This is a genomic window from Micromonospora sp. NPDC049374 (genome assembly GCF_040677165.1).
Taxonomy (GTDB): domain Bacteria; phylum Actinomycetota; class Actinomycetes; order Mycobacteriales; family Micromonosporaceae; genus Micromonospora.
The window spans coordinates 149,352-165,364 of record NZ_JBFAQH010000008.1; the positions used below are offsets into that span (position 1 = coordinate 149,352).

General features: G+C 71.5%; 12 protein-coding genes. 7 read left to right on the plus strand and 5 right to left on the minus strand.

What is annotated here, in order from left to right:
- The first annotated feature begins 10 nt into the window (after positions 1-10).
- A complete protein-coding gene (locus AB0J93_RS15755; protein ID WP_363922316.1) occupies positions 11-4,048 on the plus strand; it encodes an amino acid adenylation domain-containing protein in 4,038 nt (1,345 codons plus the stop codon).
- Between the two features lie 83 nt (positions 4,049-4,131).
- Here the strand turns inward: AB0J93_RS15755 and AB0J93_RS15760 are convergent, their stop codons facing one another.
- Positions 4,132-5,649 carry an MFS transporter gene (locus AB0J93_RS15760; protein ID WP_363922318.1) on the minus strand — a complete coding sequence of 506 codons (1,518 nt, stop codon included), beginning with the start codon at positions 5,647-5,649 and terminating at the stop codon, positions 4,132-4,134.
- Between the two features lie 76 nt (positions 5,650-5,725).
- Positions 5,726-7,549: an MFS transporter gene (locus AB0J93_RS15765; protein ID WP_363922320.1), complete on the minus strand. Its 1,824-nt coding sequence runs from the start codon at positions 7,547-7,549 to the stop codon at positions 5,726-5,728.
- Positions 7,550-8,495: 946 nt separating this feature from the next.
- Here AB0J93_RS15765 and AB0J93_RS15770 point away from each other — a divergent pair.
- Positions 8,496-9,029, plus strand: coding sequence for a MarR family transcriptional regulator (locus AB0J93_RS15770; protein WP_363922322.1), 534 nt, complete (start codon positions 8,496-8,498; stop codon positions 9,027-9,029).
- Here the strand turns inward: AB0J93_RS15770 and AB0J93_RS15775 are convergent.
- From AB0J93_RS15775 to AB0J93_RS15785, 3 genes are all read right to left on the minus strand, one after another.
- Positions 9,019-9,696 carry an STAS domain-containing protein gene (locus AB0J93_RS15775; protein WP_363922324.1) on the minus strand — a complete coding sequence of 226 codons (678 nt, stop codon included), beginning with the start codon at positions 9,694-9,696 and terminating at the stop codon, positions 9,019-9,021. The two genes, AB0J93_RS15770 and AB0J93_RS15775, sit on opposite strands and share 11 nt — an antisense overlap.
- A gap of 84 nt (positions 9,697-9,780) precedes the next feature.
- Positions 9,781-10,050, minus strand: coding sequence for a GlsB/YeaQ/YmgE family stress response membrane protein (locus AB0J93_RS15780; RefSeq protein ID WP_363922326.1), 270 nt, complete (start codon positions 10,048-10,050; stop codon positions 9,781-9,783).
- A gap of 44 nt (positions 10,051-10,094) precedes the next feature.
- A complete protein-coding gene (locus tag AB0J93_RS15785) occupies positions 10,095-10,541 on the minus strand; it encodes an STAS domain-containing protein (protein WP_363922328.1) in 447 nt (148 codons plus the stop codon).
- Between the two features lie 153 nt (positions 10,542-10,694).
- On the opposite strand from AB0J93_RS15785, the gene AB0J93_RS15790 reads away from it, so the two are divergent.
- The 5 genes from AB0J93_RS15790 (at position 10,695) to htpG (ending at position 15,883) form a co-directional block, all read left to right on the plus strand.
- Positions 10,695-11,384 carry a response regulator transcription factor gene (locus AB0J93_RS15790; RefSeq protein ID WP_363922330.1) on the plus strand — a complete coding sequence of 230 codons (690 nt, stop codon included), beginning with the start codon at positions 10,695-10,697 and terminating at the stop codon, positions 11,382-11,384.
- Positions 11,381-12,736 (plus strand): HAMP domain-containing sensor histidine kinase, encoded by a 1,356-nt coding sequence (locus tag AB0J93_RS15795; protein WP_363922332.1) that lies wholly within the window; start codon positions 11,381-11,383, stop codon positions 12,734-12,736. The genes AB0J93_RS15790 and AB0J93_RS15795 overlap by 4 nt, the downstream gene beginning before the upstream one ends.
- 83 nt (positions 12,737-12,819) lie before the next feature.
- On the plus strand, positions 12,820-13,383 hold the full coding sequence (locus AB0J93_RS15800; RefSeq protein ID WP_363922556.1) for a GerMN domain-containing protein: 564 nt from the start codon (positions 12,820-12,822) through the stop codon (positions 13,381-13,383).
- A gap of 138 nt (positions 13,384-13,521) precedes the next feature.
- Positions 13,522-13,788: a GlsB/YeaQ/YmgE family stress response membrane protein gene (locus AB0J93_RS15805; protein ID WP_363922334.1), complete on the plus strand. Its 267-nt coding sequence runs from the start codon at positions 13,522-13,524 to the stop codon at positions 13,786-13,788.
- A 178-nt stretch (positions 13,789-13,966) separates the two neighbouring features.
- Positions 13,967-15,883 carry a molecular chaperone HtpG gene (htpG, locus tag AB0J93_RS15810; protein ID WP_363922336.1) on the plus strand — a complete coding sequence of 639 codons (1,917 nt, stop codon included), beginning with the start codon at positions 13,967-13,969 and terminating at the stop codon, positions 15,881-15,883.
- The last annotated feature ends 130 nt before the right edge of the window (positions 15,884-16,013 follow it).

The following is a 16,013-nucleotide window of genomic DNA, read 5'->3' on the forward strand; positions in this document are numbered from 1 at the left end:
AAGGAGTGAAATGTCCGACGAGACCTTCGACGGCAGGGTAGCCCGACTGGACGAGCGCCGGCGGCTGCTGCTGGAACGGATGCGTCAACAGCGCCGGCAGGCGCCGGCGACGATCAGCGCGCGCCCGGCCGGTGACGAGCAAGTGCCGCTGTCGCGGGCCCAGGAGCAGTTGTGGTTCCTCGCCCAGCTCGCGCCGGCCGAGCCGACGTACAACCTGGTGCAGGCCTCCTACCTGGTCGGCGAGCTGGACACCGCCGCGCTGCGGCGGGCGTTGGACGACGTGGCCGGGCGGCACGAGGCGTTGCGCACGGTCGTGGCGAGCGTCGAGGGCACGGCGTACCAGCGGGTGCTGCCGCCGGGGCCGGCCAGCCTGGTCGTCGACGACGTGTCCCAGCTGCCCGAGGAGCAGCGCCGGCCGGCGGCGCTGGCCCTGCTCCAGCAGCAGGAGGTGCACCGCCCGTTCGACCTGGCCGGTGGCCCGCTGTTCCGGGCCCGGCTGGTCCGGCTCGGCCCCACCGAGCACGCTCTCGCCGTCGCGGCGCACCACATCGTGGTGGACGGCTGGTCGATGGGGCTGATCCTGCGGGAACTGGCTGCCGCGTACGACGCCCACCGGCACGGCACGCGAGCGCCGATGACCCCGCCGTCCCTCCAGTACCCGGACTTCGCCCGCTGGCAGCATCAGCAGCTGGCCACCGCCGAACTGGACAACCACCTGAGCTACTGGGCGCAGCGGCTGGCCGACCTGCCCACCCTGGAGCTGCCGGCCGACCGGCCCCGGCCGGCGACCGCGTCGTTCCGGGGTGCGCTGCTGGAGCAGCCAATGGATCCGCAGCTGCACGCCGGGGTGCAGGCGTTGGCCAAGGAGACCGGTGCGAGCCCGTTCATGGTGCTGGTGGCGGCCTTCGCGGCGATGCTCGCCCGCTACACCGGCACCGACGACCTGGCCGTCGGCACCACCTTCAGCGGGCGCAGTCGACCCGAACTGGAGAGCGTCGTCGGGTTCTTCGCCAACATGGGGGTGCTGCGACTGGACACCTCGGGCGATCCCAGTTTCGCCACCCTCGTCGACCGGGCCCGGGACACCTGCCTGGGCGCGTGGGAGCACCAGGACGCACCGTTCGAGCGGGTGGTGCAGCGTCTCGCCCCGCCCCGCGACCCGGGCCGCAATCCGCTGTTCCAGGTGGCCGTGCAGCTGCTCGACGGGTCCACCTGGGGTGGACCGACGCTGCCCGGCACCGACAGCACCCCGGTCGACCTGCGGTTGGACCGGTCCCGCTTCGACATGATGGTCAGCCTGGTCGACCACGGCGACCGGTACTCGGTGCTCACCGAGTACTCCACCGACCTGTTCGACGCGCGGCGGGTACGTGCCATGCTCGACCACGTCGCGCGGCTGCTCGACGCGGGTCTGGCCGACCCGGCCACGGCGCTGTCCCGGTTGCCGATGCTCGATCCCGCCGAACGGGAGCGGGTGCTGACCCTCGGTGCGGGCGAGCGACGTGAGGTGACACCGGCCACCGTTCACCAGCTTGTCCGGGCCCAGGCCGAGCGCAACCCCGACGCGGTGGCCGTCCGGCACGGCGATCACGAGCTGACCTACCGGGAACTGCTGGACCGGGCCGCGCGGCGGGCGGCCGGCCTGCGCGCCGCGGGTCTGCGCCCCGGCGACCGGGTGCCGGCGCTGCTGGACCGGGGCGTCGACGAGGTGCTGACGCCGCTGGCGATCTGGCACGCCGGTGGGGTGTACGTGCCGCTGGACACCGCCGCCCCACCGAACCGGCTGCGCCGGATCCTGACCAACTGCGCCGCCCGGCTGCTGCTCACCCGCACCGAGCATGCCAGCGGGGTGCCGGACGGTCCGTGGCGGACACTCCTGCTCGACACCGGCGACCTGGATTCCGGCGCCGGGCTCGACCCGGAGCCGTCGACCGGCCCGGACGACCTGGCGTACGTGCTGCACACCTCGGGCACGACGGGTGATCCGAAGGGCGTCCAACTGCCGCACCGGGGCTTCGTCACCTACCTGGACTGGATGCGCGACCAGTGGCGCTGCAGGCCCGGTGACCGGGTGCTGCACGGCTGTGCGCCGGTGTTCGACCTGGCTGCGGGTGAGGTGCTGGCGGCGCTCACCTCCGGCGCCACCGTGGTGGTGATCGGCAAGGACCGGCTGCTCTCGCCGGGCGGGCTCGCCGAGGTGCTGGCGGCCGAACGGATCACGCACCTGTTCCTGACCCCGACCACCCTCGGTCTGGTCGAGGACGACACCGACCGGTTCGACACGCTGCGGGAGGTGCTGGTCGGCGGCGAGGTCTGCCCCGCCGACCTGGTGGCCCGGTGGGCCCGCCCCGGCCGGCGTCGGTTCGTCAACCTGTACGGTCCGACCGAGGCCACGGTGGGCTGCCTCGCCCACGACTGCACGGACTGGTCGGCACCCACCCCACCGCCGATCGGCCGGACGATGCCGAACCGCCGCACCTACCTGGTCGACCGCTGGGACAACCCGGTCCCGGTCGGGGTGCCGGGGGAGATCCTGATCGGTGGCGCGGCGCTGAGCACCGGCTATCTCAACGACGACGAGCTGACCGGGCGTCGATTCACCGCGGATCCGTTCGATCCGCAGGGGCGGGTCTACCGCACCGGCGATCGTGGTCACTGGGACGCGGAGGGACGGCTGCACTTCGGCGGCCGGCTGGACGGTCAGGTGAAGTTGCGCGGCCTCCGCGTCGAACTCGACGAGATCGAGGCGCTGCTGAGCCGGCATCCCGGGGTGACCCGAGCCGCGGTGACCGTGGTTCGCGACGGCAACGGCGTGCAGCGGCTCGTCGGGTACGTGGTGGACGCCGCCGAACCGGCCGACGACGCGGCGCTGCGGACGCACCTGACCACCGAACTGCCCGCCCACCTGGTGCCCGGCCGGTTCGTCCGACTGCCCGCGCTGCCCCTGACCACCAGCGGCAAGGTCAACCGGCGGGCGTTGCCGGCACCGCAGGCGGCGGACACCGACGACACCGGCGCGGCCCCCGCCACCGCGGCCGAACGCCAGGTCGCGGAGATCTTCGCCGAGGTGCTGGGGGTGCCGCGGGTGGGTACGGAGGCGTCCTTCTTCGACCTTGGCGGGCACTCGCTCCAGGCGGCGCACGTGCTGGCGCGGATCGCCGGACGGATCGGCACGTCGGTGTCGCTCAAGCAGTTCTACGCCACGCCGACCGTCCGGGCGGTGGCCCGGCTCGTCGACCATGGACCGGTCGTGGACGCGTCGCCCCTGGTCACCCTCAAGGCCACCGGCTCGCGGCCCCGGCTCTACTGCCCGCACGCGGTCTCCGGTTCGCCGTACTGGTACCTGCCGCTGAGCCGGGCGTTGGATCCGGAGCAGCCGGTGGACGGCTTCGAGGCGCCGGGGTTGGAGGGCGGCATCGAGCCGGTCGACGACCTGGTGGCGCTCGCCGGGCGGTACGTCGCCGCGCTGCGCGAGCGGCAGCCGCACGGGCCGTACCTGCTCGCCGGCTGGTCGATGGGCGGATTCCTCTGCTTCGAGATGGCCCGGCAGCTCGCCGCGGCGGGTGCGGCACCGGACCTCGTGGTGATGATCGACTCCAATGAGCCCGGTCCGTTGCCCCTGCCGAGTGAGCGCCAGGTGATGGAGACCTTCGTCGCCGACCTGGCCGGACTCTCCGCCGCACCGGCGCCGGCGCTGAACGGTGCGGTGGTCGAGGCGGTCGACCCGATCGCGGCGCTCACCGACTTCCTCGTCCGGCAGAACCTGATCCCGTCGGACGTGCGGGCCGACTTCGTCGCCAACCGGTACGCGGTGTTCCGCGCCAACATGCGGGCGATCTACGGGTACCAGCCGGCACCGTACGCCGGCCGGACGGTGCTGGTGCAGGCGGAGCGGGAGGTCAGCCGCGCGGCCTGGCGCCGGTGGAGCCCGGCGATGGAGGTGGTGACACTGCCGGGCGACCATTACTCGATGTGGTCTCCCGCGCACCTGCCCGCGCTGGCGTCCCTCATCGACGGCCACGTGGCGCGGGTGCTCGACGCCGGCTGACCTCCGACACGGCGTCATCGGCCGCGTCGCCTTCCCGATGTCCGGGTACGGCGACGCGGCCGATGACGCGGGCGACGCCGCTCTCACCTCGGGGCGGGGCGCGCTCCGGTCGGTGCGGGAGCCTCCTCGCCGGAGTCCGACGCCGGCTCGGCCTCGACCTCCTCGGCGGCTCCGGTGCTCGGTGCCGCCTCGGCCTCGACCCGGGTGGACAGCCGCCAGGTCCGGTAGGCCAGCAGGAAGCCCAGCATCAGCAGACCGGCGTCGACCCAGAGGCTACGGCTCAGTCCGAGAGCGGAGCGGCTCGGGTCGTTCTCGGCGGTCGCCAGGTAGATGCCGCCGACGACGACCACGCTGACCACACTGGCCAGCAGCGTTCCGGTCGAGACCAGGGCCGACAGCGCGGCGGCGTAGCGGGGGCCCACGGCCGCGGCCGTCTGCTCCACCAGCGTGCTGAAACCGGCCGCCATGCCCGCGCCGGCAAGCATCAACAGCACCGACACCACCGGAATGGGCCAGCCGCCGGCCACGACGACCGCCAGTGCGGCCAGGGCCAGGGCGAACACCAGCAGGCCGGCCACCGGCAGCGGACGGTGGAAACGTTTCGGTAGCCGCGTCCAGGTGAGGCTGACGGCCGCGAAACCCACGGGGTATGGAATGAACATCAACCCGGCCTGTAGCGGCGTGTAGCCCAGCCCGTTCTGCACGTGCAGGGTGAGCGGGAACAGCACCCCGGCGAAGGCGAAGTTGAGGATGCAGCAGGCCAGCAGTCCCGACTTGACGCCTCGCGGCCGTAGCGCGTCGATCTCCAGCACGGGCTGTCCGCCCCGGGCGGCCAGCCGCAGCTCGTACAGCACGAAGAGGACGAGCCCGGCCGTGCCGGCGGCGACGCTGGCCAGCGCCCACGCGGGCCAGCCCTGCTCGCGCCCGAAGACCAGCGGTGCGACCACGGCACCCATCGAGGTGGCGAGCAACAGGATGCCGGTGATGTCGGGCTGGAACCGCGAGCCGGGCGTGTGTCCGGGCAGGTAGCGTGGTGCCGCCGCGAGCAGGGCCAGACCGATCGGCACGTTGACCAGGAACGCGGCTCGCCAGCCGCTACCCAGCACGTCGGCGCTGACGATCACGCCACCGGCGATCTGGCCGGCGGCCACTCCGAGCGCCAGGACCATCGAGTAGAGCCCGATGGCGCGGGCCCGGGCCGACCCGGTGAAGACGAGCTGGATCACCGAGAGCACCTGCGGCACCATCATGGCTCCGAAGGCCCCTTGCAACAGGCGGGCGGCCACCAGTGTGCCCGCGGTCGGGGCGATCCCGCAGATGAGGGAGCTGGCGGTGAAGCCGGCCAGCCCGATCATGAACAGCCGCCGGTGCCCCACGTCACCGCCGAGGCGCGCGCCGGTGACGACGAGCACCGCGAACACGAGCGTGTACCCGGACAGGATCAGTTGCAGAACGGCGCCGGATGTCTGCAGGTCATCCTTGATGGTCTTGGTGGCCACGGCGACGATGGAGTTGTCCATCGTCGCCATGATCTGTGCCACCAAGAGGATGAGCAGCACCAGCCGGGCGCCCCGTGGTCGACCTTCGTCCTCAGTGGCCATCGATGCTCCTCGTTCGTCTTTGGTTGTCACGCCCGCCGCCGTGGTAGAGGCTCCCGTGCCGACAGTGGTTGCGCAACTACATGCGGGTGGGTGTCGCGGCGGTGCGGGCGTCCTTCGGATCGTCGTCGTCGGACGCCGCCGGCCGGGTCGCCGTCGCGTCGAGGCCGGGCGACAGGCGCGGTGCCGCGTCGGTGGGTGGCGGGGCGCCCGTCCGGTCCACCGGTACGGTGCCGCCCCCGCGACGCGCGAGTGGCCCGACGGAGGCGCCCAGCTCCGGCCCGAACACCAGCAGCAGTACGGTGGCGACCAGGCACAGCACACCCAGCGCGATGGCTGGCAGCACGAGCCCGCCACCGAGGGAGAGCACCAGCAGCATGGTGGATGGTCCGAGGATGCCGCCGACCTTGGTGGCCGCACCGGCGAAGCCGGAGCCGGTGGCCCGCATCGCGGTCGGGTAGATCTCGGCGCTGTACGGCAGCAGCATCGCGTTGACCGCGGACAGCGACAGCACCAGCAGGCCGATGGAGGCCAGCAGCAGCAGCGTCCCGCCGCTGGTGGTGGTCCAGACGGCCACTCCGCCGAGCCCGATCGCGGTGATCGCGATGAACAGCGCCAGCGCGCGGCGCCCGCTCCAGGCCGCGTAGAGCAGCACGACGAGAGCCAGGGCCGGGGTGGAGTAGAGAGCCGAGTCGGCCAGCAGCCCGCTCGCGACACCACCGGCCAGGCCCGCCTCGCGCAGTTGCGCGGGCAGCATGACCAGGAAGCCGAAGTTCACCAGGCCCCAGACGACACCGACCACACCGATCACCGATGTCACGACGGGATACGCCCGGAGCATCGCCCCGACGCCGGGGCGTGTCGCGGCGGTGCCGGTGGCCGGTGAGGTGGCACCGTTGGCCGGTGGGGTGGTGCCCAGATGGGAACCGTAGCGGCGGAGCACCGCCTCCGCCTCGGTGCGCCGCCCGGCGCGCAGCAGGTACAGCGGCGATTCGGGGATCAACGGCGCCATCAGCAACAGCAGCAGACCGGAGGGCAGCCCGATCAGCCAGAGAGCGCGCCAGGTCAGCGCCGGCTCGAGGTGGCGTGCCGCCTCGCTGGCCGCCAGGTAACCGCCCAGACCACCGATGCCACCGACGGTCACCGCGACCCAGCCACGGTGCCGGCGTGGGGTCAACTCGGCGATCAGCGTGAACACCAGGGGCAGCAGGCCCCCGGCGGAGGTGCCCATCGTGAAGCACATGACGAGGTTCCACTCGAAGGTGGGCATGGCGCCGCACGCCGAGGTCGCGATGAACAGCAGGGTGGCCAGGAGCAGGGCGGTCCGCCGACCGTACCGGTCGCCGAGCAGGCCCCAGACCACCGAACCGACCGCGGTGCCGGTGAGGGCCACCAGCGGCAGGATCGAGATCGATTCGAGCGACATGCCGTACTCGTCGCTCATGCCGGGCATGACGAAGCCGAGGGTGAGTGGCTTCATGATGTCGACCACCAGGGCGATGGTCAGCACCGCGCAGGTGATCAAGTAGGCCGGTCGCAGCCGACCATGCTCGATCGACTCCACGGTGACGCTCTCGGAATCCGGGCGCTGGACCCCCGCGAACAACGCCCGCCCGGCCACCAGCAGGCCGACGAGGAGCATTAGCATGCCGAGGATCATGGTGGGCGTCCACATGTCCATCGGCTCGCCGGGGGCCATACCCTCCATGCCGGGCATATCCTTCATGCCGGGCATGTCTTCCATGCCGGGCTCCGCCGGCCCCATCCGGGCATGGTCGATCATCATCTTGACGTCGGGCAGCTGGCACAGGACGCCGGCCGTCACCAGCGCCACACCGAGCAGGAACCCGAGCGTTCCGCGGCGTTTCGCGGGTCTGACGTCGACATTGCGGGATTCGGGCATGGATTACCGACCTCCGAGCTGTCCCGAGACGAGAAGAACGTCGGTGAATTGGCGACCACCGAAATCTACATAGGTGTTTCGCGGGTGACAACCGTCAATTATATGACTCATATCGGTAAGTGGTTCTGAATTGCTGCCTCCGGGGTGGCTCACCCTGTTTACGACCAGTTTGATGGGCTCTGATCGGTCAGTCAGCCGGCGTTCGTTGCACGACTGCATCGATCGATGCTAGGCTCACCCTAGGTGATCAAGTGACCCGCCGAGCGCTATCTGCGCGATGGTGGGCGTCCTCGCTTCTTAGCTGCTCAGCGCCCTTTTTCAGGCCACAGTTCAAGAATCGCGCGCACCGCGCCGGTGTCGCGTCCGCCGGCGGTACCGTTCCCGCAGGAAGCCTCGGACGGTGCGTCCGGCGACCGTCTCCGCAATTAATCGAGCAATTTGATCGTGAATTGCAGTCAACCTTCCCGTAACGTGCCACGGTCCATATAAATGCTAGAGTCGGGCATGGTGACCGCTGGCCACCATCGTTCGGTCGACGCCGACCTCGTGGAGATCAGGCGTGAGCTGCACCGTTTCCCGGAAATCGGTCTCCAGCTGCCCCGTACACAATCGACGGTGCTCTCCGTAGGCACGACCTGCACACCGCCGCGCTGATCGGAGCCGCCCGCCGCCCGGCCGCCGCCCGTGACCACCTCGCCGGCGACGTGGTGTCATGTTCCAGCCGGCGGAGGAGGGGCACGACGGCGCGGGCGCTGGAGCGCGTTCCCGGGGCGATGGTGCTGCTCGGCGCGGGCCTGGCACACCCTCTCCGTCGTGTCGTAGCCGGCGGCGACCGTTCGGCGAAGGCCCGGCCGACCCGGAACCGTCGGCCATTGTCGATGTTGTCAGCTGCGTCCCATCTGAACGGGTCAGCCCGATCCGGCCGTGTTGTGCCAGCATGGAGGACATGACCATCCAGTCCGAACCCATGGCGATCGACGGCGAGGTACGTGGCGAGCCGGCTGACGAGTTCGTCGGTGCCCTCGTCTCGCTGAGCCGGGTGATGGTGGCCGTCGCCATGCGGACGCTGGCGCGTATCGACGCCGATGTCACGCTGCAACAGTTCCGCACGCTCGTGGTGCTGGTGCCGGGGCCGCAGCGGATGATCGACCTGGCGAAGCTGCTCGGCGTGCAGTCATCCACTGCCACCCGGATGTGCGACCGGCTGGCTCGCAAGGGGTTGGTGGCACGCCACGAGCGGGAGGCGGACCGTCGGGCCGCCTGGGTCGGGCTGACCGTCGCGGGGAAGGAACTGGTCGGCCTGGGTATGCGAGCCCGGCAGCACGAGTTGGAGCGGATGCTGGCCGACCTGCGACCCGGCGACACCGACACCGGCGCGCTGGTGTCGGTGCTGCGCGTGGTCGGTGAACTCACCGACGAGGCCTGGTGGCAGCAGTGGGCGGAATCGGTGGTGGAAGGGCCGACCGAGGTCAGACGGTGACGCGGCTTGTCCGACGGCGGCGGGCCGTGGGCCTCGACGGCACGTCGGCGGCGGGCCGCGGAACGTCGACCGGCGTGACGTCGACCGACGAGATGCCGGCCGGTACGGCGTTCTGCGACGCTGCGGTCCGCAGCTGATCGAGAGCGGCGTCGAGGCTGTCGAAGATCGGAAAAACCCCGTCGAGCTTCATCGTGTGCAGCACGGTACGGATGAACCTCGACGGTGCGGCAAGACACAGCCGCCCGCCCTGCTCGCGTACGTCCCGGTGCGCCCGGACGAGCATGCCCAGCCCGAGTGAGTCGATCACCTGCACGTGGGTCAGATCCACCACCACCGTCCCGGCCACGTCGAACGCCCCACGCAGCGCGGCCCGCAGCGCGTCGCCGGCGTCCGGGTCGAGGTCGCTGTCGGCGGGTGCCGCCGCCACCTCGGCGACGCCGCCCGACCCGCCACGGTCGCCGTCACCGGGTGGGGCGCCCGGCGGCAGCGCACTGCACCGGGGGCAGCGGTGCGGACCGGTGGCGAACGGTGAACCGCTCCAGCCGTGGTCGGAGACCAGCGTCCAGACAACCTCGGCGTCGGGCAGCACGCAGGCGGTGCCGGTGGTGGTCTCACCACAGACGTCGCAGATCAGGGTCATCAGGTTGTCGTCCGGTACGACGGTCATCCTGCTTCCTCTCCGGTGCCGCGGCCGGTGGGCCGGGGTACGGGACTCGGGGCGGCGGCGGAGCACCGACGCCGTGCGGACTCCCTAGCGGGAGTCGGAGCGTTCCTTGCCGGTGGTGGCGACCACGACCACCACCGCTATCGCGGCGAGCCCGGCCTGCACGACCAGGCCCAGCAGGCTGAACCCCTGCACGCCGGCGAGCCAGGCGGTGATGGCACCGAGCAGCGCGGCAACGGCACCGATGGTCATGGTGAGCCACAGCGGCACGGCCGGTCGGCCGGGCAGGACGAGTCGGCCGAGCGCGCCGACGGCAAGGCCGACGGCGAGAGCCGTGACGATCCCGGCGCTGGTCATGCTGCTCCTCGTACTCACGATCTGATGCGGTCGGCTGCGGTGTGTCAGGTGCGCACGGTGACCGCGGCGCGGCCGTACGCGGCAGCGCGCGGCTGCGGCGCCTCGCCGCCCGGCGAGGCACCCGGTGCGGCGGAAACCGACGTGGCTCCCGCCTCCGTCAGCGGGGCCGCAGCGGCGGCGGCGTCGGTGTGCACCGGCAGGATCTGGTCCAGCCGGGCGGTCTGCAGGATGCGGGTGATGCGCGGGTTCGGATTGCGTACCGCCAGCACACCTCCGGCGCGGACCATCCGGCGGTGCACGTCGAGGAGCAGACCGATGGCGGCGGCGTCGATGTGCCGGCAGCCGGCCAGATCGATCACGACCTGCTGGGGACGCAGGGCCAGCAGCTGATCGAGGACCGCGCCGGTCTCCGGCAGGCAGCTCAGATCGAACTCGGTGATGGACACCTCCACCAGCGGCACCGAGCACTCGGGGCGTCGTGGTGCGGTCACGGCCAAGGCCCCCTCTCCTGCGGTCTCCGAGTGGCTCTCACCCTGCCCAGCGGGGTTGGCGGGCACCGCGCGGACGGATGACAGTTGCGTGACAAAACACCCTGTTGCCGATCGCGGTTGGCCCGGCGGTCAGGGCTTGGGGATGATTCCGGTATGACAGCGGTACTGGTGATCGAGGACGACGACCGGATCCGGTTGGCGTTGCTGCTCGCTCTGGAGGACGAGGGCTACGAGGCCCGGGGAGCGGCCACCGCCGAGGAGGGGCTGCGCACGCAGCGCCGGGATCCCGCCGACTACGTCCTGGTCGACCTGATGCTGCCCGGCATCGACGGCTTCGAGGGCATCCGCCAGCTGCGCCGGGACGACGACGTGCCGATCGTCGTGGTCAGTGCCCGCGACGACACCCACGACATCGTCGCCGCCCTGGAGGCCGGTGCCGACGACTACGTGGTCAAGCCGGTGGCGATCAAGGAACTGACCGCTCGGCTGCGCGCCCTGCGCCGACGCGGCCGCACGGTGACCGCGCCGGACGGCCCGGAGCCGGTGCCGGTGCTCGCCTTCGGTGAGTTGGAGGTGAGCCCCGAGGCGGGGGAGGTACGCCGGTCCGGCGAGCCGGTCGCGGTCACCCGTACCGAGTTCCGGCTGCTGTGCGAGCTGGCCGAACACGCCGGCCGGGTGCTCTCGCGCCAGCAGCTGCTCAGCCGGGTCTGGGGTTACGACAGCGGCGACGAACGGCTGGTCGACGTGCACGTCGGTCGGCTGCGCCAGAAGATCGAGGCCGATCCGGCCAACCCCCGGCACCTGGTGACGTTGCGCGGCCTGGGTTACAAACTGCAACGATGAGACGTCTCGGACTACGTGCCCGGGTCACCGCCGCGTTCGCGATCGGCGCGCTGCTGCTGTCCGCCTCGATGGCCCTGGTGTCGTACGAGCTGACCCGCCGCACCCTGCTCGACGAGCGGGAGCGCACCCTGCTGCGGGCGGCGTACTACGACGCGGCGGTGGTCCGCGCCGGCCTGAACACCGAGAACCCGGACGTCGCGGAGGCGCTGCGGGCGTTGGACACCGGCACCGGCCGACGACCCCTGGTGCTGCTCGACGGCGAGTGGTACGCCCGCAGCGCCGACAACGGGCTCACCACCATCGTTCCGGCCCGGCTTCAGGGCCTGGTCTCGGCGGGGGAGCCGGCGGTGCAGCGGGTCCGCGTCAACGACAATCCGGTGCTGCTGGTCGGCGTGCCGCTGTCCGAGTCGACCGCCTTCTACGAGATCGCCTCACTGCGGGAACTGGAGCAGACCTTCCAGGTTCTGGCGCTGGCGCTCACCGCGGTGGCGATCGTGGTCGCCGGGTCGGGGGCGGCCCTCGGCTGGTACGCCACCCGGCACGGATTGCGCCCGCTGACCGCCGTCGCCGACGCGGCCGAGCGGATCGCGGCCGGTGACTTCACCACGCGGCTCGCCCCGGACACCGACCCGGACCTGACCCGCCTCTCCACCTCCTTCAACCGGATGGTCGACGAGTTGGCCGGGCGGATCGACCGGGACCGGCGCTTCGCCGCCGACGTCAGCCACGAGCTGCGCTCGCCGTTGCAGACCCTCGCCGCGGCGGCGAGTGTGCTGTCCCGCCGTCGGGAGGGCCAGGACGAGCGGACCGCCACCGCGGCCCGGCTCGTCGCCGACGAGATCGACCGTTTCCAGCAACTGGTCAACGACCTGCTGGACCTGGCCCGTGGTGACCAGCCGGTGCACCGGGAGCCGGTCGACCTGCCCGAGTTGGCCCGCCAGGCGTGCCGCGACCGGGACCTGCCGGAGTCGATGGTGCAGCTGGCGGCGGGGACGCCGCCCAGTTGGCGGGTGGACCGCCGCCGGGTCACCCAGGTGTTGACCAACCTGCTGGACAACGCCGAGCGGTACGGCGCGGGGCCGGTCGGGGTGCGGCTGTCCCACGCCGCGGACATGGGCGTGATCGAGGTCGACGACGAGGGCCCGGGAGTGCCGATGGAGGACCGCAAGGTGATCTTCGATCGCTTCGTCCGGGGTCGCGCGGCCAACTACCGCGGCGGCGGCGACGGCACCGGCCTGGGGCTGGCCCTGGTGGCCCAACACGCCGCCGCGCACGGCGGAGACGCCTCGGTCAGCGACCGCCCCGAGGGCGGCGCGCGGTTCCGCATCACCCTGCCCGGGAGCATCTCATGACCCCTTCCGCCGCCGTCAGGTTCGGGCGTACCGTCCGAGCGGCGCGCACCGTCCGGGTCGGGCGTACCGTCCGCGCCGGTCGGATGGCCGGGGTTGCGGTGGGCGCCGCCGTGTTCGCCCTGCTCGGAGCCTGTGGGGTGCCCGCCGAGGACCGACCCCGGGCGGTCACCCCGCCACCCGTCCCCTTCCCGTCCACCGCCACGGCGGCACCGACGGCGGCGGAGACCGGCGCGGTCACCGAGGTGCTCTACTTCTCCCGGGACGAACGCCTGGTGCCGGTGATCCGTCGCGCCGACCAGGTGCCCGCGCTCGACGCGCAGTTGCGGGGCCTGCTGGCCGGGCCGACCCCCGCCGAGCGCGACGACGGGCTGACCAGTGCCCTGCCGGGCGCCTTCACCAGCGCGGTGGTCGAGCTCGTCGACGGGCTGGCCCGGGTCACCGTCCGGCTGACCGCCGTGGACACCGGCCGCAGCGACGGTCGGCTGGCGTACGGTCAGATCGTCTGCACGCTCAGCGCCCGCACCGACGTCACGGCGGTGCTGTTCCTGGAGGGTGACACGCCGCTGAGCGTCCCCCGGGCGGACGGCTCACTGTCGTCCGGGCCGCTCACCGCGGCCGACTACGCAGTGCTGATCAACCCGCGTTGACGGTCCGGATGACGGAAGCCCTTCGGTTGCACGACGGTTGCGTGACAAAGGTCGCGGAGGTCCGGTGCGGCGTTTGCCGGCCCTGCGGGGCAGGGCACCTCGTCGTCGCTCAACTCTGACGTCGAAGGGACGGCTCTCGTGGAAATCAGTGGCTTCTTCACCGCCATCCTCATCGGTCTGGTCATCGGTGCCCTCGGCCGGCTCGTCGTGCCGGGCCGCCAGCGCATTCCGATCCTGCTGACCATCCTGATCGGTATCGTCGCCGCGATCCTCGGCACGCTGCTCGCCGGTGTGCTCGGCGTCGACGAGACCGCCGGCATCGACTGGATCGAGCTGTTCATCCAGATCGCCTTCGCCGCCGTCGGCGTCTCGTTGGTCGCCGGCACCTACGGCCGTCGACGCTGACCCGGTCCCGGACGCCGGCCCGCCCCGAATCCCGGGGCGGGCCGGCGTCGTGCCGGGCACCGACCGGTGACACGCGCGGTGCCGATGCCCACGGACCGGACCACCCGGCGCACGCGTAGCGCGACGACTCGTATCCTTTCCGCGAACCGTCGTGTTGACGATCGGAAAGGGACTTGGTGTGAACGACCGGGCCGAGACGTTGGAGTTCCAGGCCGAAGCGCGTCAGCTGCTCCGGCTGATGGTCCACTCGATCTACTCGAACAAGGATGTCTTCCTCCGCGAGTTGATCTCGAATGCCAGCGACGCGCTGGACAAGCTGCGCCTGGCGTCGATGGTCGACAAGGACCTCGCCGTCGACACCGGCGACCTGCACATCGCGATTGAGGTCGACCGGGACGGCCGCAGCCTCACCGTGCGGGACAACGGCATCGGCATGAGCCGCGACGAGGTCGTCTCCGTCATCGGCACGATCGCCAAGTCCGGCACCGCGGAGCTGCTGCGGCAGCTGCGTGAGGCCAAGGACGCGGGTGCCTCGCAGGAGCTGATCGGTCAGTTCGGCGTCGGCTTCTACGCCGCGTTCATGGTCGCCGAACGGGTCGAGCTGGTCACCCGGCGGGCCGGTGAGCGCGGCGGTACGCGCTGGGAGTCCACCGGCGAGGGCACCTACACCATCGAGACGCTCGACGACGCTCCCCAGGGCACGGCGGTGACCCTGCACCTCAAGCCCGCCGACGCCGAGGACAACCTGCACGACTACACCGCCGAGTGGACGATCCGGGAGATCGTCAAACGCTACTCCGACTTCATCGCCCACCCGATCCGGATGACCGTCGAGCGTCCGGGCGCGGACGACGCCCCCACCACCATCGAGACGGTCACGCTGAACTCGATGAAGGCGCTGTGGGCCCGCCCGCGCGGCGAGGTCGAGCCGGCCGAGTACCACGAGTTCTACAAGCACGTCAGCCACGACTGGGCGGACCCGCTGGAAACCATCCACATGCGGGGGGAGGGGACCTTCGAGTACGAGGCGCTGCTGTTCATCCCCTCCCACGCGCCGCTGGACCTGTTCTCCCCTCAGGGGCGCCGCGGGGTGCAGCTCTACGTCAAGCGCGTGTTCATCATGGACGACTGCGACGCGTTGATGCCCAACTACCTGCGGTTCGTCAAGGGTGTGGTGGACGCCCACGACCTTTCGCTGAACATCTCCCGGGAGATCCTCCAGCAGGACCGGCAGATCCGCGCCGTACGCCGCCGCCTGGTCAAGAAGATCCTCGCCACGGTCAAGGAACTCAAGACCGACCAGCCGGAGCGCTACCGCACCTTCTGGTCCGAGTTCGGGCCGGCGGTGAAGGAGGGCCTGCTGGCGGACACCGACAACCAGGAAACCCTGCTGGAGATCCTGTCGGTGGCCTCCACCCACGACCCGGCCGAGCAGACCGACCTGGCCGGCTACGTCGAACGCATGCGCGAGGGTCAGCACGACATCTACTACGCCACCGGCGAGAACCGGGCCACCATCGAGAACTCCCCGCACATGGAGGCGTTCCGCGCCAAGGGCTACGAGGTGCTGCTGCTCACCGACCCGGTCGACGAGGTCTGGGTCGAGCGGGTGGGCAGCTACGCGGGCAAGACACTGCGCTCGGTCGCCAAGGGGCAGGTCGACCTGGACACCGAGCAGGAGCGTACCGAGGCCGAAGCCGAACGTGAGCGGCAGCGCACCGAGTACGCCGACCTGCTCGGCTGGATGAGCACCGTGCTGGCGGACAACGTCAAGGAGGTCCGGCTGTCGTCGCGGCTGACCACCTCACCCGCCTGCGTGGTGGGCGACGCGCATGACATCACGCCCACCTTGGAGAAGATGTACCGGGCGATGGGGCAGGAGGTGCCGAAGGTCAAGCGCATCCTGGAGATCAACCCGACCCACCCGCTCGTCACCGGCCTGCGCAAGGCACACGAGCAGGGCGCCACCGGCGACTCCCTGGCGGAGACCGCCGAGCTGCTCTACGGCACCGCGCTGCTCGCCGAGGGTGGTGACCTGGCCGACCCGTCGCGGTTCGCCCGGATCCTCGCCGACCGCCTCGCCCGCACCCTGTAGCCGGACCGCCGTCGGAGTCGCGCCCGCTGCCGGGATCGAGTGGCACCAACTCGATCCCGGCAGCGGGCATGACCGTGGCGGTGGGCGTCAGGAACGTGTCAGGGGCTGCGGCTCGTCCGAGAGGGGGGAC

Excerpts from the sequence above, each read along its gene's own strand:
- AB0J93_RS15755 (WP_363922316.1), top strand. The coding sequence starts at position 11 with ATGTCCGACGAGACCTTCGACGGCAGGGTAGCCCGACTGGACGAGCGC.
- AB0J93_RS15760 (WP_363922318.1), bottom strand. The coding sequence starts at position 5,649 with ATGGCCACTGAGGACGAAGGTCGACCACGGGGCGCCCGGCTGGTGCTG.
- AB0J93_RS15765 (WP_363922320.1), bottom strand. The coding sequence starts at position 7,549 with ATGCCCGAATCCCGCAATGTCGACGTCAGACCCGCGAAACGCCGCGGA.
- AB0J93_RS15770 (WP_363922322.1), top strand. The coding sequence starts at position 8,496 with ATGACCATCCAGTCCGAACCCATGGCGATCGACGGCGAGGTACGTGGC.
- AB0J93_RS15775 (WP_363922324.1), bottom strand. The coding sequence starts at position 9,696 with ATGACCGTCGTACCGGACGACAACCTGATGACCCTGATCTGCGACGTC.
- AB0J93_RS15780 (WP_363922326.1), bottom strand. The coding sequence starts at position 10,050 with ATGACCAGCGCCGGGATCGTCACGGCTCTCGCCGTCGGCCTTGCCGTC.
- AB0J93_RS15790 (WP_363922330.1), top strand. The coding sequence starts at position 10,695 with ATGACAGCGGTACTGGTGATCGAGGACGACGACCGGATCCGGTTGGCG.
- AB0J93_RS15795 (WP_363922332.1), top strand. The coding sequence starts at position 11,381 with ATGAGACGTCTCGGACTACGTGCCCGGGTCACCGCCGCGTTCGCGATC.
- AB0J93_RS15800 (WP_363922556.1), top strand. The coding sequence starts at position 12,820 with ATGGCCGGGGTTGCGGTGGGCGCCGCCGTGTTCGCCCTGCTCGGAGCC.